The sequence below is a fragment of the Pseudomonas sp. PAMC 25886 genome (genome assembly GCF_000242655.1).
Taxonomy (GTDB): Bacteria; Pseudomonadota; Gammaproteobacteria; order Pseudomonadales; family Pseudomonadaceae; genus Aquipseudomonas.
Map to the genome: position 1 here is coordinate 21834 of NZ_AHHC01000067.1, position 15595 is coordinate 37428.

General features: G+C 54.7%; 29 protein-coding genes. All 29 read left to right on the forward strand.

Features of this window, described 5'->3' with window-relative positions:
* The first annotated feature begins 66 nt into the window (after nucleotides 1-66).
* The 29 genes from rpsJ (at nucleotide 67) to MUM_RS0122975 (ending at nucleotide 15465) form a co-directional block, all read left to right on the forward strand.
* Nucleotides 67-378, forward strand: coding sequence for a 30S ribosomal protein S10 (gene rpsJ / locus MUM_RS0122840; RefSeq protein ID WP_003210084.1), 312 nt, complete (start codon nucleotides 67-69; stop codon nucleotides 376-378).
* A gap of 81 nt (nucleotides 379-459) precedes the next feature.
* Nucleotides 460-1095: a 50S ribosomal protein L3 gene (gene rplC, locus MUM_RS0122845; RefSeq protein WP_003194649.1), complete on the forward strand. Its 636-nt coding sequence runs from the start codon at nucleotides 460-462 to the stop codon at nucleotides 1093-1095.
* Between the two features lie 12 nt (nucleotides 1096-1107).
* Nucleotides 1108-1710 carry a 50S ribosomal protein L4 gene (gene rplD / locus MUM_RS0122850; RefSeq protein ID WP_003210082.1) on the forward strand — a complete coding sequence of 201 codons (603 nt, stop codon included), beginning with the start codon at nucleotides 1108-1110 and terminating at the stop codon, nucleotides 1708-1710.
* Complete coding sequence (gene rplW, locus MUM_RS0122855) at nucleotides 1707-2006, forward strand: 50S ribosomal protein L23 (protein WP_002555488.1); 300 nt, start codon at nucleotides 1707-1709, stop codon at nucleotides 2004-2006. Before rplD ends, rplW begins: the two co-directional genes overlap by 4 nt.
* 14 nt (nucleotides 2007-2020) lie before the next feature.
* Nucleotides 2021-2845, forward strand: coding sequence for a 50S ribosomal protein L2 (gene rplB, locus MUM_RS0122860; RefSeq protein ID WP_003210080.1), 825 nt, complete (start codon nucleotides 2021-2023; stop codon nucleotides 2843-2845).
* A gap of 16 nt (nucleotides 2846-2861) precedes the next feature.
* Entirely contained in the window at nucleotides 2862-3137 is a 276-nt protein-coding gene (gene rpsS, locus MUM_RS0122865; RefSeq protein WP_002555486.1) for a 30S ribosomal protein S19, read from the forward strand.
* Nucleotides 3138-3150: 13 nt separating this feature from the next.
* The gene (gene rplV / locus MUM_RS0122870; RefSeq protein ID WP_003210077.1) at nucleotides 3151-3483 is read left to right on the forward strand and encodes a 50S ribosomal protein L22; all 333 of its coding nucleotides are present in this window, start codon (nucleotides 3151-3153) and stop codon (nucleotides 3481-3483) included.
* 13 nt (nucleotides 3484-3496) lie between these two features.
* Complete coding sequence (rpsC, locus tag MUM_RS0122875; protein WP_003176422.1) at nucleotides 3497-4183, forward strand: 30S ribosomal protein S3; 687 nt, start codon at nucleotides 3497-3499, stop codon at nucleotides 4181-4183.
* A 12-nt stretch (nucleotides 4184-4195) separates the two neighbouring features.
* Nucleotides 4196-4609, forward strand: a complete 414-nt coding sequence (gene rplP / locus MUM_RS0122880; RefSeq protein WP_003210075.1) for a 50S ribosomal protein L16 — start codon at nucleotides 4196-4198, stop codon at nucleotides 4607-4609.
* Complete coding sequence (rpmC, locus tag MUM_RS0122885; RefSeq protein ID WP_002555481.1) at nucleotides 4609-4800, forward strand: 50S ribosomal protein L29; 192 nt, start codon at nucleotides 4609-4611, stop codon at nucleotides 4798-4800. The genes rplP and rpmC overlap by 1 nt, the downstream gene beginning before the upstream one ends.
* 2 nt (nucleotides 4801-4802) lie before the next feature.
* Nucleotides 4803-5069, forward strand: coding sequence for a 30S ribosomal protein S17 (rpsQ, locus tag MUM_RS0122890; RefSeq protein WP_003176419.1), 267 nt, complete (start codon nucleotides 4803-4805; stop codon nucleotides 5067-5069).
* A gap of 23 nt (nucleotides 5070-5092) precedes the next feature.
* The gene (rplN, locus tag MUM_RS0122895; protein ID WP_002555479.1) at nucleotides 5093-5461 is read left to right on the forward strand and encodes a 50S ribosomal protein L14; all 369 of its coding nucleotides are present in this window, start codon (nucleotides 5093-5095) and stop codon (nucleotides 5459-5461) included.
* 11 nt (nucleotides 5462-5472) lie between these two features.
* Nucleotides 5473-5787 carry a 50S ribosomal protein L24 gene (gene rplX, locus MUM_RS0122900; RefSeq protein ID WP_007896770.1) on the forward strand — a complete coding sequence of 105 codons (315 nt, stop codon included), beginning with the start codon at nucleotides 5473-5475 and terminating at the stop codon, nucleotides 5785-5787.
* A gap of 20 nt (nucleotides 5788-5807) precedes the next feature.
* Nucleotides 5808-6347 carry a 50S ribosomal protein L5 gene (gene rplE, locus MUM_RS0122905; RefSeq protein ID WP_003210069.1) on the forward strand — a complete coding sequence of 180 codons (540 nt, stop codon included), beginning with the start codon at nucleotides 5808-5810 and terminating at the stop codon, nucleotides 6345-6347.
* Between the two features lie 13 nt (nucleotides 6348-6360).
* On the forward strand, nucleotides 6361-6666 hold the full coding sequence (gene rpsN, locus MUM_RS0122910; protein WP_003176414.1) for a 30S ribosomal protein S14: 306 nt from the start codon (nucleotides 6361-6363) through the stop codon (nucleotides 6664-6666).
* 208 nt (nucleotides 6667-6874) lie between these two features.
* Complete coding sequence (gene rpsH, locus MUM_RS0122915; protein ID WP_003186040.1) at nucleotides 6875-7267, forward strand: 30S ribosomal protein S8; 393 nt, start codon at nucleotides 6875-6877, stop codon at nucleotides 7265-7267.
* Nucleotides 7268-7279: 12 nt separating this feature from the next.
* Nucleotides 7280-7813, forward strand: coding sequence for a 50S ribosomal protein L6 (gene rplF / locus MUM_RS0122920; RefSeq protein WP_010174584.1), 534 nt, complete (start codon nucleotides 7280-7282; stop codon nucleotides 7811-7813).
* A gap of 10 nt (nucleotides 7814-7823) precedes the next feature.
* Nucleotides 7824-8174: a 50S ribosomal protein L18 gene (rplR, locus tag MUM_RS0122925; RefSeq protein WP_003186037.1), complete on the forward strand. Its 351-nt coding sequence runs from the start codon at nucleotides 7824-7826 to the stop codon at nucleotides 8172-8174.
* Between the two features lie 3 nt (nucleotides 8175-8177).
* The gene (gene rpsE, locus MUM_RS0122930; RefSeq protein WP_003186035.1) at nucleotides 8178-8678 is read left to right on the forward strand and encodes a 30S ribosomal protein S5; all 501 of its coding nucleotides are present in this window, start codon (nucleotides 8178-8180) and stop codon (nucleotides 8676-8678) included.
* 2 nt (nucleotides 8679-8680) lie between these two features.
* Entirely contained in the window at nucleotides 8681-8857 is a 177-nt protein-coding gene (gene rpmD / locus MUM_RS0122935) for a 50S ribosomal protein L30 (protein WP_003186033.1), read from the forward strand.
* Nucleotides 8858-8860: 3 nt separating this feature from the next.
* Nucleotides 8861-9298: a 50S ribosomal protein L15 gene (gene rplO / locus MUM_RS0122940; RefSeq protein ID WP_003210066.1), complete on the forward strand. Its 438-nt coding sequence runs from the start codon at nucleotides 8861-8863 to the stop codon at nucleotides 9296-9298.
* The gene (secY, locus tag MUM_RS0122945; protein ID WP_003210064.1) at nucleotides 9299-10627 is read left to right on the forward strand and encodes a preprotein translocase subunit SecY; all 1329 of its coding nucleotides are present in this window, start codon (nucleotides 9299-9301) and stop codon (nucleotides 10625-10627) included.
* A 27-nt stretch (nucleotides 10628-10654) separates the two neighbouring features.
* Nucleotides 10655-10771 carry a 50S ribosomal protein L36 gene (gene rpmJ, locus MUM_RS1000000133480; RefSeq protein ID WP_002555468.1) on the forward strand — a complete coding sequence of 39 codons (117 nt, stop codon included), beginning with the start codon at nucleotides 10655-10657 and terminating at the stop codon, nucleotides 10769-10771.
* A gap of 129 nt (nucleotides 10772-10900) precedes the next feature.
* Complete coding sequence (gene rpsM, locus MUM_RS0122950; protein ID WP_003210063.1) at nucleotides 10901-11257, forward strand: 30S ribosomal protein S13; 357 nt, start codon at nucleotides 10901-10903, stop codon at nucleotides 11255-11257.
* A gap of 30 nt (nucleotides 11258-11287) precedes the next feature.
* Entirely contained in the window at nucleotides 11288-11677 is a 390-nt protein-coding gene (gene rpsK / locus MUM_RS0122955; RefSeq protein ID WP_002555466.1) for a 30S ribosomal protein S11, read from the forward strand.
* 18 nt (nucleotides 11678-11695) lie between these two features.
* Nucleotides 11696-12316 carry a 30S ribosomal protein S4 gene (gene rpsD, locus MUM_RS0122960; RefSeq protein ID WP_003210056.1) on the forward strand — a complete coding sequence of 207 codons (621 nt, stop codon included), beginning with the start codon at nucleotides 11696-11698 and terminating at the stop codon, nucleotides 12314-12316.
* A 22-nt stretch (nucleotides 12317-12338) separates the two neighbouring features.
* Nucleotides 12339-13340, forward strand: coding sequence for a DNA-directed RNA polymerase subunit alpha (locus MUM_RS0122965; RefSeq protein ID WP_003176403.1), 1002 nt, complete (start codon nucleotides 12339-12341; stop codon nucleotides 13338-13340).
* Nucleotides 13341-13381: 41 nt separating this feature from the next.
* Nucleotides 13382-13768, forward strand: a complete 387-nt coding sequence (rplQ, locus tag MUM_RS0122970) for a 50S ribosomal protein L17 (RefSeq protein ID WP_003210053.1) — start codon at nucleotides 13382-13384, stop codon at nucleotides 13766-13768.
* 248 nt (nucleotides 13769-14016) lie between these two features.
* The gene (locus MUM_RS0122975) at nucleotides 14017-15465 is read left to right on the forward strand and encodes a catalase (protein ID WP_010174604.1); all 1449 of its coding nucleotides are present in this window, start codon (nucleotides 14017-14019) and stop codon (nucleotides 15463-15465) included.
* Nucleotides 15466-15595 lie beyond the last annotated feature (130 nt).

The window sequence follows — 15595 nt, forward strand, 5'->3', positions numbered from 1 at the left end:
GAATTGCGCCTCCTTTTAACGGGCGTGTTGCGCTCGCTGGGAATAGCAGCCGGAGTCTGAAATCCAATGGCAAATCAGCAAATTCGTATCAGGTTGAAGGCTTTTGACCACAAACTGATCGACCAATCCACCCAGGAAATCGTGGAAACCGCGAAACGTACTGGTGCTCAAGTGCGTGGTCCAATTCCACTGCCTACCCGTAAAGAGCGGTTCACCGTTCTGGTCTCCCCGCACGTCAACAAAGACGCGCGTGACCAGTACGAGATCCGTACTCATAAGCGCGTGCTGGACATCGTCCTGCCAACGGATAAAACCGTTGATGCACTTATGAAGCTTGATCTGGCGGCCGGTGTGGAAGTACAGATCAGCCTCGGCTAAGACTTGGGTCTTAGTCGTGTAACGCTCTGAAATGGGCGGCCATAGCGGGTGAAAGCCCCGTACACTCATGAGGTTTACAACATGACTATTGGTGTAGTCGGTCGTAAATGCGGTATGACCCGTATTTTCACCGAAGAAGGTGTCTCCATTCCGGTCACGGTCATTGAGATCGAACCGAATCGCGTCACCCAGTTTAAAACTGAAGAAACCGATGGCTATCGTGCAGTGCAAGTCACTGTCGGCGAGCGTCGTGCTTCGCGCGTGACTGCTGCTCAAGCAGGTCACTTCGCTAAAGCAAACGTTGCAGCTGGTCGCACTGTTATGGAGTTCCGTCTTGAAGACGGCGACTACCAGGCTGGCGATCTGATCAACGCTGAAATCTTCGCCGCTGGTCAACTGGTTGATGTAACCGGTCAGTCCAAGGGTAAAGGCTTCCAGGGTACGATCAAGCGTTGGAATTTCCGTGGCCAAGACAACACTCACGGTAACTCCGTTTCCCACCGCGTCCCGGGCTCTATTGGCCAGTGCCAGACTCCTGGTCGTGTATTCAAGGGCAAAAAAATGTCCGGTCATATGGGCGCTGAGCGCGTGACCGTGCAGTCCCTCGAAGTAGTGCGCGTCGACGCTGAACGCAATCTGTTGTTGGTCAAGGGTGCTGTTCCTGGCGCTACTGGCGGCAACCTGGTTGTACGTCCAGCGGCCAAGGCTCGCGGTTAAGGGGAAGCTGACATGCAATTAAATGTAAATGACGCTCAAGCGATCGAAGTTTCCGAACTGACATTTGGCGGCGAATTCAACGAGACGCTGGTTCACCAAGCAGTCGTGGCCTACATGGCCGGCGGCCGTCAAGGTAGCAAGCAGCAAAAGACCCGTTCCGACGTTCGTGGTGGCGGTAAGCGCCCTTGGCGTCAGAAAGGTACTGGCCGCGCTCGTGCCGGTACTATCCGTAGCCCAATCTGGCGTGGCGGCGGTACCACTTTCGCAGCACGTCCACAGGATCACACCCAGAAGCTCAACAAGAAGATGTATCGCGCTGCACTGCGCTCCATCCTTGCTGAACTCGTGCGTACTGATCGTCTGGTCGTGGTTCAGGACTTCGCTGTTGAAGCGCCGAAAACCAAAGATCTGCTGAACAAGCTGAACGGCATGGGCCTGACTGACGTCCTGATCGTGTCTGAAGCTGTTGATCAGAACCTGTACCTGGCTGCTCGCAACCTGCCACACGTTGATGTACGTGACGTGCAAGGTTCCGATCCAGTTAGTCTGATCGCATACGACAAGGTGTTGATCACCGTGTCGGCCGTGAAGAAATTCGAGGAGCTGCTGGGATGAACCAGGAACGCGTATTTAAAGTTCTGCTTGGCCCGCACGTTTCCGAAAAGGCTACGGTTCTGGCTGACAAGAAAGGCCAGTTCGTTTTCAAGGTTGCAACTGACGCAACCAAGCTGGAAATCAAGAAGGCCGTCGAAAGCCTGTTCAGCGTGAAAGTAGAGCGTGTTACTACCCTGAATGTTCTGGGTAAGAGCAAGCGCACTGCTCGCGGTCTGGGCAAGCGTAATGACTGGAAGAAGGCAGTTATCTCCCTTCAGCCAGGCCAAGATCTCGATTTCAGCAGCAGTGCTGAGTAAGGAAGGGGTGCATCATGGCAATCGTTAAATGCAAACCGACTTCCCCTGGCCGCCGTTTTGTGGTCAAGGTGGTCAACCAGGAGCTGCATAAAGGCGCTCCTCACGCACCGCTGCTCGAGAAGAAATCGAAGACTGGTGGTCGTAACAACAATGGTCGTATTACCACTCGTCACATCGGTGGTGGCCATAAGCAGCATTATCGTCTGGTCGACTTCCGTCGCAACGACAAAGATGGCATCGCTGCCACTGTCGAGCGTATCGAATACGATCCAAACCGTACTGCTCACATCGCTCTGCTGCTGTACGCAGATGGCGAGCGTCGCTACATCATCGCCCCTAAAGGCGTGAGTGCTGGTGACCAGCTGATCGCAGGTGCTTTGGCACCGATCAAGCCGGGCAACGCTCTGCAACTGCGCAACATTCCAGTTGGTAGCACCGTACACGGCATCGAATTGAAGCCGGGTAAAGGCGCGCAAATCGCTCGTTCCGCTGGTGCTTCGGCTCAGCTGATCGCTCGTGAAGGTGTCTACGTGACCCTGCGTCTGCGCTCTGGTGAAATGCGTAAAGTACTGGCTGAGTGCCGTGCGACCCTGGGCGAAGTCTCGAACTCCGAGCACAGCCTGCGTTCGCTGGGTAAAGCTGGTGCCAAACGCTGGCGTGGCGTTCGCCCAACCGTTCGTGGTGTTGCCATGAACCCGGTTGACCACCCACACGGTGGTGGTGAAGGTCGTACCTCTGGTGGTCGTCATCCGGTATCGCCATGGGGCTTCCCGACTAAGGGCGCGAAGACTCGTGGTAATAAGCGTACCGACAAAATGATCGTCCGTCGTCGCAAGTAAATAGAGGGATACGACAGTGCCACGTTCTCTGAAAAAAGGTCCTTTTATTGATCTTCACCTACTGAAGAAGATCGAAGTGGCGGCGGAAAAGAACGATCGCAAACCGGTGAAAACCTGGTCGCGTCGTTCGATGATCCTGCCACAAATGGTCGGTTTGACCATTGCAGTGCATAACGGTCGTCAACATGTTCCAGTTCTCGTGAACGAAGACATGGTCGGCCACAAACTAGGCGAGTTTGCCGGTACCCGCACATATCGTGGGCACGTGGCAGACAAGAAAGCCAAGCGTTAAGGGGTAAGGAACGATGGAAGTAGCCGCTAAGTTGTCGGGCGCTCGAATCTCCGCCCAGAAAGCCCGCTTGGTCGCCGACCAGATCCGCGGGAAGAAGGTGGGCGAAGCGCTCAACCTGTTGGCTTTCAGCAGTAAGAAAGCCGCCGAGATCATCAAGAAAGTGCTGGAGTCGGCCGTAGCCAACGCCGAGCACAACGAAGGCGCAGACGTTGATGACCTGAAGGTCAGCACCGTTTTCGTCAACGAAGGGCGTTCGCTGAAGCGCATCATGCCTCGTGCCAAAGGCCGAGCTGATCGCATCGTCAAGCGGTCTTGCCATATCACTGTCAAGGTTGCTGACAAGTAACGGAGTCGAAGAGATGGGTCAGAAAGTACATCCCATTGGCATTCGCCTGGGAATCGTCAAGGAGCACACCTCCGTCTGGTACGCAGACGGTCGGACTTATGCGGACTACTTGTTCGCTGATCTGAAGGTGCGTGAGTATCTCCAAGACAAACTAAAAAGCGCGTCCGTGAGCCGTATCGATATCCATCGTCCTGCTCAAACTGCACGTATCACCATCCACACCGCTCGTCCAGGTATCGTTATCGGGAAGAAAGGTGAAGATGTTGAGAAACTGCGTCAGGACCTGACCAAGCAAATGGGTGTGCCTGTGCACATCAATATCGAAGAGATCCGCAAGCCGGAGCTCGACGGTATGCTGGTTGCGCAGAGCGTAGCTCAGCAGCTGGAGCGTCGCGTAATGTTCCGTCGCGCTATGAAGCGCGCAGTACAGAACGCCATGCGCATTGGTGCCAAAGGCATCAAAATCCAAGTGAGCGGTCGTCTCGGCGGTGCTGAAATCGCACGTACTGAATGGTATCGCGAAGGTCGTGTGCCACTGCACACCCTGCGTGCCGACATCGACTATGCCAACTACGAAGCTCACACCACTTACGGTGTGATCGGTGTAAAGGTTTGGATCTTCAAAGGCGAAGTAATTGGTGGTCGCCAAGAAGAACTGAAACCACAAGCACCAGCGCCTCGTAAAAAAGCTGCTAAGTAAGGGGTACGCCAAATGTTGCAACCAAAGCGTACGAAGTTCCGCAAGCAGATGACAGGCCACAACCGTGGTCTGGCTCAGCGCGGTAGCAAAGTCAGCTTCGGCGAGTATGCGCTGAAGTCTGTAGCTCGTGGTCGTCTCACCGCTCGTCAGATCGAGTCAGCGCGTCGTGCTCTGACCCGTCACGTTAAACGTGGCGGCAAGATCTGGATCCGTGTATTCCCGGACAAGCCTATCTCCAAAAAGCCCCTCGAAGTTCGGATGGGTAAAGGTAAGGGTAACGTGGAATATTGGGTTGCCCAGATTCAGCCAGGCAAAGTCCTGTATGAAATCGAGGGTGTTACTGAAGAGCTGGCGCGTGAGGCTTTCGCCCTGGCTGCTGCAAAGCTGCCGCTCGCCACCTCCTTTGTTAAACGGACGGTGATGTGATGAAAGCGAATGAACTTCGTGAAAAATCCGCACAGCAGCTGAACGAGCAACTGCTCGGCCTGCTGCGCGACCAGTTCAATCTGCGTATGCAGAAAGCAACTGGCCAGTTGGGGCAGTCTCATCTGCTCTCGCAAGTTAAGCGTGACATCGCTCGCGTGAAGACTGTGCTCAACCAGCAGGCAGGTAAGTGATCATGGCTGAAGCCGAAAAGACTGTCCGTACGCTGACTGGCCGTGTTGTCAGCGACAAGATGGACAAAACCATCACCGTTTTGATCGAGCGTCGCGTTAAGCACCCGATCTACGGTAAATACGTTAAGCGTTCGACTAAGCTGCACGCGCACGACGAAACCAACCAGTGCCACATCGGCGACAAAGTCACTATTCGTGAAACTCGTCCGTTGGCCAAGACCAAGTCTTGGGCCCTGGTTGATGTTCTCGAACGCGCTGTGGAAGTCTAAGGACTAGGGGTCGGAGAAATTATATGATTCAGACTCAATCCATGCTCGATGTGGCCGATAACAGCGGCGCACGCCGCGTTATGTGCATCAAGGTGCTGGGTGGCTCCCATCGTCGTTACGCTGGTATCGGTGACATCATCAAAGTTACCGTGAAGGAAGCAATTCCTCGCGGTAAAGTGAAAAAAGGCCAAGTGATGACTGCTGTTGTAGTCCGCACTCGTCACGGCGTACGCCGTGCAGATGGCTCCATTATCCGCTTTGATGGCAACGCTGCTGTTCTTCTGAACAACAAGCAAGAGCCGATCGGCACCCGTATCTTTGGGCCAGTGACCCGTGAACTTCGTACTGAGAAGTTCATGAAGATCGTCTCGCTCGCCCCAGAAGTGCTGTAAGGAGATCCGACATGCAAAAGATTCGTCGTGACGACGAGATCATCGTGATCGCCGGCAAAGACAAAGGTAAGCGCGGTAAGGTGCTGAAGGTTCTTGCTGATGACCGTCTGGTCGTTGGTGGTCTGAACCTGGTCAAGCGTCATACCAAGCCTAACCCGATGTCGGGCGTACAAGGCGGTATCGTCGAGAAAGAAGCGCCACTGCACGCTTCTAACGTCGCCATCTTCAACGGCGAAACCAACAAGGCTGACCGCGTTGGTTTCAAAGTAGAAGACGGTAAGAAAATTCGTGTCTTCAAGTCGACCCAAAAAGCGGTTGATGCTTGAACACTGCTAGGTAGAAGACCATGGCACGACTAAAAGAGATTTACCGGAAGGAAATCGCACCGAAACTTAAGGAAGAACTTAAGCTTTCGAACGTGATGGAAGTTCCGCGCGTTACCAAAATCACCCTGAACATGGGTCTGGGCGAAGCGATCGGCGACAAAAAAGTCATCGAGCACGCTGTTGCTGACCTGGAAAAGATCACCGGCCAAAAAGTCGTTGTGACCTACGCTCGGAAATCCATCGCTGGCTTTAAAGTCCGTGAAGGTTGGCCGATCGGCGTCAAAGTGACTCTGCGCCGTGAGCGTATGTACGAATTCCTGGATCGTCTGCTGTCGATCTCCCTGCCTCGGGTTCGCGACTTCCGCGGCCTGAATGCCAAGTCCTTCGATGGTCGTGGTAACTACAGCATGGGCGTTAAAGAGCAGATCATCTTCCCGGAAATCGACTACGACAAGATCGATGCTCTCCGCGGTCTGGACATCACCCTGACCACCACTGCCAAGAACGATGATGAAGGCCGCGCTCTGCTGCGTGCGTTCAAATTCCCGTTCCGCAACTGATTGGAGTAGGACCATGGCCAAGATGAGCATGAAAAACCGCGAGCTGAAGCGTCAGCTCACGGTTGCCAAGTACGCCAAGAAGCGTGCAGCACTGAAAGCAATCATCGTTGATCTGAACGCAAGTCCAGAAGCGCGTTGGGAAGCTACAGTTGCTCTGCAGAAGCAGCCACGTGACGCAAGCGCTTCGCGCATGCGTAACCGCTGCCGCCTGACCGGTCGTCCACACGGCGTTTACCGCAAGTTCGGCCTCGGCCGTAACAAACTGCGTGAAGCGGCAATGCGTGGTGACGTACCAGGTCTGGTTAAAGCCAGCTGGTAAGTACTTTCGAAGTCGCAGTGGTCAGGATCGCAAGATACTGACCACCGGTGGCCTAGAATCTGGAACAAGCCCCTTTTGGGGCTTGTTTCATTTCCGGAGTGTGTCTAAAATACGCGGCTCGCCTGAGCCCGTGTGTTTTATGCCCGGAGATTCTCGGTGACATATGTAGCCGCAAGGCTAATTTTTTTGTATTAGGAGCGTCTAGCCCATGAGTATGCAGGACCCGTTAGCGGACATGCTAACTCGTATCCGTAATGCCCAGATGGCTGAAAAGTCCGTCGTAAGCATGCCATCTTCCACGTTGAAGGTTGCTGTTGCCAAAGTCCTGAAAGACGAAGGCTACATTGCGGGTTATCAGATCAGCAGCGAAATCAAGCCACTGCTGTCCATCGAGCTGAAGTACTTCGAAGGCCGTCCGGTCATCGAGGAAGTGAAGCGCGTTAGCCGTCCAGGCCTGCGTCAGTACAAGTCCGTCGATGATCTGCCAAAAGTTCGTGGCGGTCTCGGTGTGTCTATCGTCTCCACCAACAAAGGTGTGATGACGGATCGTGCTGCGCGCGCTGCCGGTGTCGGCGGCGAAGTTCTTTGCACAGTGTTCTAAGGGGGGATAAGCATGTCACGCGTCGCTAAGAACCCCGTTAAGCTGCCAGCCGGTGTCGAAGTCAAATTCGCAGGTGGCCAGCTTTCGGTGAAGGGTGCCAAGGGCACTCTGGAACTGAACATCCATTCGTCCGTTGAGGTCGTTGAAGAAGCTGGTGAGCTGCGTTTTGCTGCTCGCAATGGCGATCAACAAACTCGCGCAATGGCCGGTACCACTCGTGCGTTGGTAAACAACATGGTCCAAGGCGTAAGCCAAGGCTTCGAGCGTAAGCTCCAGCTGGTCGGTGTTGGTTACAAAGCGCAAGCAAAAGGCACGGTTCTGAACCTGGCCCTTGGCTTCTCGCACCCAGTGGATTACGAACTGCCGGAAGGCATCACCGCTGAGACCCCTAGCCAAACCGACATCCTGATCAAGGGTATCGATAAGCAGCTGGTAGGTCAGGTGGCCGCTGAGATCCGCGACTTCCGTCCACCAGAGCCGTACAAAGGCAAAGGTGTGCGCTACGCGGACGAAGTCGTCCGTCGTAAAGAAGCCAAGAAGAAGTAGGGCATAGCAAATGACCGACAAAAAAGTTACTCGACTGCGTCGCGCTCGCAAAGCACGCCTGAAAATGCACGAACTCGAAGTCGTGCGTCTCTGCGTGTTCCGCTCGTCGCAGCACATCTACGCCCAGGTCATCTCGGCCGACGGCAACAAAGTCCTGGCAAGCGCCTCGACTTTGGATAAAGAACTGCGTGATGGTGCCACTGGCAACATCGACGCGGCCACTAAGGTTGGCCAGCTGGTCGCTACGCGTGCTAAGGCCGCTGGCGTCTCGCAAGTGGCTTTCGACCGCTCTGGCTTCAAGTACCACGGTCGCGTGAAAGCGCTGGCTGATGCTGCTCGTGAAGCTGGGCTGGAGTTCTAAGTTATGTCAAATAACGACCAAAAGCGCGACGAAGGCTACATTGAGAAGCTGGTTCAAGTTAACCGCGTAGCCAAAACCGTTAAAGGCGGCCGTATCTTCACTTTCACCGCGTTGACCGTGGTGGGTGATGGTAAAGGGCGCGTTGGCTTCGGCCGTGGCAAGTCACGTGAAGTGCCTGCTGCGATCCAGAAGGCAATGGAAGCTGCTCGTCGCAACATGATCCAAGTTGATCTGAACGGCACCACTCTGCAGTACGCAATGAAGTCCGCTCACGGCGCTTCGAAGGTGTACATGCAGCCTGCTTCTGAAGGTACCGGTATCATCGCTGGCGGCGCTATGCGTGCTGTCCTCGAAGTTGCTGGCGTTCAGAACGTTCTGGCCAAGTGCTACGGCTCGACTAACCCGGTAAACGTGGTTCACGCCACTTTCAAGGGTTTGAAAGCAATGCAGTCTCCTGAATCCATTGCCGCCAAGCGTGGCAAAAGCGTCAAGGAGATCTTCTGATCATGGCTACCGTTAAAGTAACGCTGATCAAAAGCATGACCGGCCGCATCCCTAACCACAAATTGTGCGTTAAGGGTTTGGGTCTGCGTCGCATCGGTCACACTGTAGAAGTACTTGATACTCCCGAGAATCGCGGGATGATCAACAAGGCTTACTACATGCTGCGTGTCGAGGGTTAATCGATGAAACTCAATGATCTGAGTCCAGCGCCGGGTTCCCGTCGCGAAAAGCATCGTCCGGGCCGTGGTATCGGTAGTGGTTTGGGCAAGACCGGTGGCCGTGGCCACAAAGGTCAGTCCTCCCGCTCCGGTGGCACCATCGCTCCAGGCTTTGAAGGCGGTCAACAGCCGCTGCATCGTCGCCTGCCGAAGTTCGGTTTCGTTTCCCTGAAAGCCATGGACCGCGCAGAAGTGCGTCTGTCCGAGCTGGCCAAAGTGGAAGGCGACATCGTTACCGTGCAGACCCTGAAAGATGCCAACGTGATCAACGTCAACGTACAGCGTGTGAAAATCATGCTGTCCGGTGAAGTGACTCGCGCTGTCACTATCGGCAAGGGAATCGGCGCCACCAAAGGTGCGCGTTCGGCTATCGAAGCAGCTGGCGGCAAGTTCGAGGAATAAATGGCTAAGCAAGGTGCTCTCTCAGCGCTCGGCAAAGGCGGTATGTCTGAACTTTGGGCTCGTCTGCGTTTTCTGTTCCTGGCGATTATCGTCTACCGAATAGGCGCACACATCCCGGTTCCAGGTATCAACCCGGACCGACTCGCAGACCTGTTTCGACAGAATGAGGGGACCATTCTTAGCTTGTTCAACATGTTTTCCGGCGGCGCGCTGGAACGGATGAGCATCTTTGCACTGGGGATCATGCCGTACATCTCGGCATCGATCATCATGCAACTGATGACCGCCGTTAGCCCGCAGTTGGAGCAGTTGAAGAAGGAAGGTGAAGCTGGCCGTCGCAAGATAAGCCAGTACACCCGCTACGGCACTGTCATCCTCGCCCTGGTCCAGGCTATCGGCATGTCCGTTGGTCTGGCCGGGCAGGGTGTTGCGTTCACTGGTGACTTTGGCTTCCATTTCGTCGCGGTATCCACTTTTGTGGCTGGTGCGATGTTCATGATGTGGCTGGGTGAGCAGATTACTGAGCGTGGTGTTGGTAACGGTATCTCGATGTTGATTTTCGCAGGTATCGTTGCCGGTCTTCCGAGAGCGATTGGGCAGTCTTTCGAGTCTGCACGTCAGGGTGATATCAACATCTTCGCCCTGGTTGCCATCGGTTTGTTGGCAGTAGCGATTATCGGTTTTGTGGTGTTCATTGAGCGTGGCCAGCGTCGTATTGCTGTTCACTACGCCAAGCGTCAGCAGGGCCGCAAGGTCTTTGCCGCGCAGACCAGCCACTTGCCGCTGAAAGTGAACATGGCTGGGGTTATTCCTGCCATTTTCGCGAGCAGCATTTTGCTGTTTCCGGCTTCGTTGGGTGCCTGGTTCGGTCAGTCTGAAGGTATGGGCTGGTTGCAGGACATCTCGCAGTCGATCGCTCCTGGTCAGCCGTTGAATATTCTGCTGTTTAGTGCAGGGATTATTTTCTTCTGCTTCTTCTATACGGCGTTGATGTTCAATCCGAAAGACGTAGCGGAAAACCTGAAGAAGTCCGGTGCCTTTATTCCGGGCATTCGTCCAGGTGAGCAGTCGGCGCGCTACATTGATGGCGTTTTGACTCGCTTGACCATGTTCGGTGCTCTATATATGACGGCCGTGTGCTTGTTGCCCCAGTTCCTGGTGGTTGCAGCAAACGTTCCGTTCTACCTTGGCGGGACCTCGTTGCTGATCGTCGTCGTGGTTGTGATGGACTTCATGTCCCAAGTACAATCGCACCTCGTTTCGCACCAGTACGAATCCCTGATGAAGAAAGCCAACCTGAAGGGTTACGGCAGCGGCATGTTGCGCTGAGTACCCATAAGGTTCGAGGAGTTGGTGATGAAAGTTCGTGCATCGGTGAAAAAGCTGTGCCGTAACTGCAAGATTATTCGCCGCGAAGGTGTTGTTCGAGTAATTTGCAGCGCGGAACCGCGTCACAAACAGCGCCAAGGCTGAGTGTGATCCGCTTGAAGCCCGGCAGCTAGTGCGCTGCCGGGTTGATTATTTGTTATTACAGCGATATTATCTCGCGCCCTATTTCTTGGCTTCCGGGGCGTAGGTAGCTGTCAATTGGAGTCCCACTGAATGGCCCGTATTGCAGGCGTTAACATTCCAGATAACAAGCACACTGTTATCTCGCTGACCTACATCTATGGTGTTGGTCGCACTACTGCGCAGAAAATTTGTGCAGATACTGGGGTAAACCCAGCCGCAAAGATCAAAGATCTGAGCGACGAGCAGATTGAGCTGTTGCGTGGCGAAGTGGCGAAGTTCACCACTGAAGGTGACCTGCGTCGCGAAATCAACATGAAAATCAAGCGTTTGATGGACCTCGGTTGCTACCGTGGTCTGCGTCATCGTCGTGGTCTTCCAGTACGCGGTCAGCGTACCAAGACTAACGCGCGTACCCGTAAAGGTCCGCGTAAGCCGATCCGCAAGTAATCGCCCACGCGAATCGACAGGAAATTAATCATGGCAAAACCTGCTGCTCGTCCTCGTAAAAAAGTTAAAAAGACAGTGGTTGATGGCATCGCCCACATCCATGCATCTTTTAACAACACAATCGTGACCATCACCGACCGTCAAGGTAACGCGCTTTCTTGGGCTACCTCCGGTGGTTCGGGTTTCCGCGGTTCCCGCAAGTCCACCCCGTTTGCTGCTCAAGTAGCTGCTGAACGTGCTGGTCAAGCTGCGCTGGAATATGGCCTGAAAAACCTCGACGTTAACGTCAAAGGTCCAGGTCCAGGTCGTGAGTCTGCTGTCCGTGCATTGAACGGCTGTGGCTATAAGATCGCCAGCATCACCGACGTGACGCCAATCCCGCACAACGGGTGCCGTCCGCCGAAGAAGCGCCGCGTGTAATCCAGGAGATTGTAAAGAATGGCTCGTTACATTGGTCCAAAATGCAAACTCGCTCGTCGTGAAGGCACCGATCTCTTTCTGAAGAGCGGCGTGCGCGCGATCGAATCGAAGTGCAACATTGAAGCAGCACCTGGTATCCACGGCCAACGCCGCGGTCGCCAGTCCGATTACGGCACCCAACTGCGTGAAAAGCAGAAGGTCCGTCGTATCTACGGCGTTCTCGAGCGTCAGTTCAGCGGCTACTACAAAGAAGCTGCTGGCAAGAAAGGTGCAACCGGTGAAAACCTGCTGCAACTGCTCGAATGCCGTCTGGACAACGTTGTATACCGTATGGGCTTTGGTTCGACTCGTGCCGAATCCCGTCAGCTGGTATCGCACAAATCCGTCAGCGTAAACGGCCAAACCGTTAACGTCCCGTCGTACCAGGTTCGTGCTGGTGACGTGGTCGCGATTCGCGAGAAAGCAAAAAATCAACTTCGCATTGTCCAAGCTCTCGATCTGTGTGCCCAACGTGGCCGCGTAGAATGGGTAGAAGTAGACACTGAGAAGAAGTCGGGCGTTTTCAAGAACGTTCCTGCTCGCAGTGATCTGTCCGCCGACATCAACGAAAGCCTGATTGTCGAGCTCTACTCCAAGTAAGGGCTAGAAAATAGGTGCATCCATGCAGATTTCGGTAAATGAGTTCCTGACACCCCGTCACATTGATGTGCAGGTTGTCAGTCCAACCCGCGCCAAGATCACTCTCGAGCCTCTCGAGCGTGGTTTTGGCCACACCCTGGGCAACGCGCTGCGCCGCATCCTGTTGTCCTCAATGCCCGGCTGTGCAGTAGTCGAGGCCGAGATTGACGGTGTGCTCCACGAGTACAGCGCCATCGAAGGTGTACAGGAAGACGTAATTGAAATCCTGTTGAACCTTAAAGGTCTGGCTATCAAGCTGCACGGCCGTGACGAAGTTACGCTGACCTTGTCGAAGAAGGGTTCGGGGGTGGTTACCGCTGCCGATATTCAGCTGGATCATGATGTCGAGATCGTTAATCCCGATCACGTAATCGCTAACCTGGCGTCTAACGGCGCCCTGAACATGAAGCTCACCGTAGCTCGTGGTCGTGGTTATGAACCGGCCGACTCGCGTCAGAGCGATGAAGACGAAAGCCGCAGCATTGGTCGCTTGCAGCTTGACTCTTCGTTCAGCCCGGTTCGCCGTATCGCATACGTGGTGGAAAACGCCCGTGTCGAACAGCGTACTAACCTGGACAAGCTGGTTATTGATCTGGAAACCAACGGTACTCTGGATCCTGAAGAGGCTATCCGCCGCGCTGCAACCATTCTGCAACAGCAGTTGGCTGCGTTCGTCGACCTCAAGGGTGACAGCGAACCAGTGGTAATCGAGCAGGAAGACGAGATCGATCCGATCCTGCTTCGCCCGGTTGACGATCTGGAACTGACTGTACGTTCGGCTAACTGCCTTAAGGCGGAAAACATTTACTACATCGGCGATCTGATTCAGCGCACCGAAGTAGAACTGTTGAAGACTCCGAACCTGGGCAAGAAATCCTTGACTGAAATCAAGGACGTTCTGGCCTCCCGCGGTCTGTCCCTCGGCATGCGCCTCGACAACTGGCCGCCTGCAAGTCTTAAGAAGGACGACAAGGCGACTGCCTGATCGTCGTAATCACCGAACGTGAGTTTGGTAAGGAATGAACCATGCGTCATCGTAAAAGTGGTCGTCACCTGAGCCGTACCAGCTCGCACCGTAAGGCTATGTTCCAGAACATGGCGGTGTCGCTGTTCGAGCACGAGCTGATCAAAACTACACTGCCGAAAGCTAAAGAACTGCGTCGCGTTGCTGAGCCGCTGATTACTTTGGCCAAGACAGACAGCCTGGCTAACCGCCGTCTGGCTTTCGACCGTACTCGTTCGAAAGCTATCGTTGGTAAGCTCTTCAACGACCTGGGCAAGCGTTACGCTACCCGTGAGGGTGGCTACCTGCGCATCCTCAAGTGCGGCTTCCGCGCTGGTGACAACGCGCCTATGGCGTACGTTGAGCTGATCGATCGTCCAGTTGGCGGTGAAGCTGTATCCGCTGAGTAAGACGTCAGTCTGTAACGAAGAACCGGGCCCAGTGCCCGGTTTTTTGTGCGCGCTGTAAATCTGGAAGTACCTCAGCAACGGCTCATTCGACTTATTAAGTCGCTTTTAACTATCCGCTTGGATAGTTCGTTAGTTAAATTCTATCGAAGCTCATGATTTAATGAATTTGAAGGTGTCACCTTCCTGGTCAATACTCCCTCCAAGCCGATTAGCCGGCAGTTTCGAGTCTGACCTGAGGAAGATTGAGCATGAGCCAGAATAAAACCCTTACTACCGCCAGCGGTGCTCCCGTTGCCGATAACCAGAACTCCCGCTCCGCCGGCCCGCGCGGTCCATTGCTGCTCGACGATTTTCACCTGATCGAGAAGCTCGCCCACTTCAATCGTGAAAACATTCCTGAGCGTCGTGTCCACGCTAAAGGTTCGGGCGCTTACGGTACCTTCACCGTCACCCAAGACATTACTCAGTACACCAGTGCCAAGCTGTTCGAGGCCGTGGGCAAACAAACGCCGACGTTCCTGCGTTTCTCTACCGTAGGTGGCGAACGGGGTTCGGCTGATACCGAGCGCGACCCGCGTGGTTTCGCCTTGAAGTTTTACACCGAAGAAGGCAACTGGGACATCGTGGGCAACAACACCCCGGTGTTCTTCATCCGTGATCCACTTAAATTCCCGGACTTCATCCACACCCAAAAGCGCCTGCCGCAAAGCAACCTGAAAAGTGCACAGATGATGTGGGACTTCTGGTCGCACTCCCCTGAGGCGCTGCACCAGGTCACCATCCTGTTTTCGGACCGTGGCATCCCCGACGGCTACCGTCACATGCATGGCTTTGGCAGCCACACCTACAGCCTGATCAACGCCCGCGGCGAGCGTCACTGGGTGAAGTGGCACTACAAAACCAAGCAAGGCATCAAGAACCTGGCGCCTGCTGACGCTGCACGCCTGGCGGGTACCGACCCTGATTACGCCCAACGTGACCTGTTTGGGGCAATCGAGCGTGGTGATTTCCCGAAATGGCGCGTGTGCATCCAGATCATGACTGAAGCCCAGGCCAATGCTCATTACGAAAACCCGTTCGACGTGACCAAGACCTGGTCGCAGAAAGAGTTCCCGCTGATCGAAGTCGGTGAACTGGAACTGAACCGCAACCCGCAGAACTACTTTGCTGAAGTTGAGCAGGCTGCGTTCGGTCCAAGCAACATGGTCCCAGGTGTTGGCTTGTCGCCAGATCGTATGCTGCAAGGTCGTGTGTTCGCTTACGCGGATGCCCACCGCTACCGTGTAGGCACCAACCACCAGCATCTACCGGTGAACGCACCACGTAGCCCGGTTAACAGCTACCAGCGCGATGGTTCGATGGCATTTGGCAGCAATGGCGGCGCGGCTCCCAACTACGAGCCAAACAGCTTCGCCGATGCACCGAAGCAGGCACCGCAGTATGCCGAGCCGGCGTTGGCCCTGAACGGCGCGGCAGACCGTTACGATCACCGCGAAGACACCGATTACTTCAGCCACGCAGGTGCGCTGTTCCGCCTGATGAACGATGAGCAGAAAGCCCTGTTGATCAACAACATCGCAGGCGCCATGGCAGGTGTTTCCAGCGACGTGGTTCAGCGCCAGTTGCAGTACTTCTTCAAGGCAGATCCTGCTTATGGAGAAGGGATTGCATCTGCACTGGGTGTATCGCTTAACTAACTCTAAACGATAAGCAGAACCGCCCTCATTTGGGCGGTTTTTGCGTTATTTCAGCTATTTTTCACCGGAAATCTTCACTTTTCTGCCGTTGGTCCCGTGACCTCCGGGTCATCATGGTTCAAACTACAGA

Excerpts from the sequence above, each read along its gene's own strand:
- rpsJ (WP_003210084.1), top strand. The coding sequence starts at position 67 with ATGGCAAATCAGCAAATTCGTATCAGGTTGAAGGCTTTTGACCACAAA.
- rplW (WP_002555488.1), top strand. The coding sequence starts at position 1,707 with ATGAACCAGGAACGCGTATTTAAAGTTCTGCTTGGCCCGCACGTTTCC.
- rplR (WP_003186037.1), top strand. The coding sequence starts at position 7,824 with ATGACCGACAAAAAAGTTACTCGACTGCGTCGCGCTCGCAAAGCACGC.
- rpmD (WP_003186033.1), top strand. The coding sequence starts at position 8,681 with ATGGCTACCGTTAAAGTAACGCTGATCAAAAGCATGACCGGCCGCATC.
- rpsH (WP_003186040.1), top strand. The coding sequence starts at position 6,875 with ATGAGTATGCAGGACCCGTTAGCGGACATGCTAACTCGTATCCGTAAT.
- secY (WP_003210064.1), top strand. The coding sequence starts at position 9,299 with ATGGCTAAGCAAGGTGCTCTCTCAGCGCTCGGCAAAGGCGGTATGTCT.
- rpsC (WP_003176422.1), top strand. The coding sequence starts at position 3,497 with ATGGGTCAGAAAGTACATCCCATTGGCATTCGCCTGGGAATCGTCAAG.
- rpsE (WP_003186035.1), top strand. The coding sequence starts at position 8,178 with ATGTCAAATAACGACCAAAAGCGCGACGAAGGCTACATTGAGAAGCTG.
- MUM_RS0122975 (WP_010174604.1), top strand. The coding sequence starts at position 14,017 with ATGAGCCAGAATAAAACCCTTACTACCGCCAGCGGTGCTCCCGTTGCC.
- rpsD (WP_003210056.1), top strand. The coding sequence starts at position 11,696 with ATGGCTCGTTACATTGGTCCAAAATGCAAACTCGCTCGTCGTGAAGGC.
- rplN (WP_002555479.1), top strand. The coding sequence starts at position 5,093 with ATGATTCAGACTCAATCCATGCTCGATGTGGCCGATAACAGCGGCGCA.
- rplO (WP_003210066.1), top strand. The coding sequence starts at position 8,861 with ATGAAACTCAATGATCTGAGTCCAGCGCCGGGTTCCCGTCGCGAAAAG.
- rplQ (WP_003210053.1), top strand. The coding sequence starts at position 13,382 with ATGCGTCATCGTAAAAGTGGTCGTCACCTGAGCCGTACCAGCTCGCAC.
- rpmJ (WP_002555468.1), top strand. The coding sequence starts at position 10,655 with ATGAAAGTTCGTGCATCGGTGAAAAAGCTGTGCCGTAACTGCAAGATT.
- rpsM (WP_003210063.1), top strand. The coding sequence starts at position 10,901 with ATGGCCCGTATTGCAGGCGTTAACATTCCAGATAACAAGCACACTGTT.
- rpsQ (WP_003176419.1), top strand. The coding sequence starts at position 4,803 with ATGGCTGAAGCCGAAAAGACTGTCCGTACGCTGACTGGCCGTGTTGTC.
- rpsK (WP_002555466.1), top strand. The coding sequence starts at position 11,288 with ATGGCAAAACCTGCTGCTCGTCCTCGTAAAAAAGTTAAAAAGACAGTG.
- rplF (WP_010174584.1), top strand. The coding sequence starts at position 7,280 with ATGTCACGCGTCGCTAAGAACCCCGTTAAGCTGCCAGCCGGTGTCGAA.
- rplE (WP_003210069.1), top strand. The coding sequence starts at position 5,808 with ATGGCACGACTAAAAGAGATTTACCGGAAGGAAATCGCACCGAAACTT.
- rplB (WP_003210080.1), top strand. The coding sequence starts at position 2,021 with ATGGCAATCGTTAAATGCAAACCGACTTCCCCTGGCCGCCGTTTTGTG.
- rplV (WP_003210077.1), top strand. The coding sequence starts at position 3,151 with ATGGAAGTAGCCGCTAAGTTGTCGGGCGCTCGAATCTCCGCCCAGAAA.
- rplD (WP_003210082.1), top strand. The coding sequence starts at position 1,108 with ATGCAATTAAATGTAAATGACGCTCAAGCGATCGAAGTTTCCGAACTG.
- MUM_RS0122965 (WP_003176403.1), top strand. The coding sequence starts at position 12,339 with ATGCAGATTTCGGTAAATGAGTTCCTGACACCCCGTCACATTGATGTG.
- rplX (WP_007896770.1), top strand. The coding sequence starts at position 5,473 with ATGCAAAAGATTCGTCGTGACGACGAGATCATCGTGATCGCCGGCAAA.
- rplP (WP_003210075.1), top strand. The coding sequence starts at position 4,196 with ATGTTGCAACCAAAGCGTACGAAGTTCCGCAAGCAGATGACAGGCCAC.
- rpmC (WP_002555481.1), top strand. The coding sequence starts at position 4,609 with ATGAAAGCGAATGAACTTCGTGAAAAATCCGCACAGCAGCTGAACGAG.
- rplC (WP_003194649.1), top strand. The coding sequence starts at position 460 with ATGACTATTGGTGTAGTCGGTCGTAAATGCGGTATGACCCGTATTTTC.
- rpsN (WP_003176414.1), top strand. The coding sequence starts at position 6,361 with ATGGCCAAGATGAGCATGAAAAACCGCGAGCTGAAGCGTCAGCTCACG.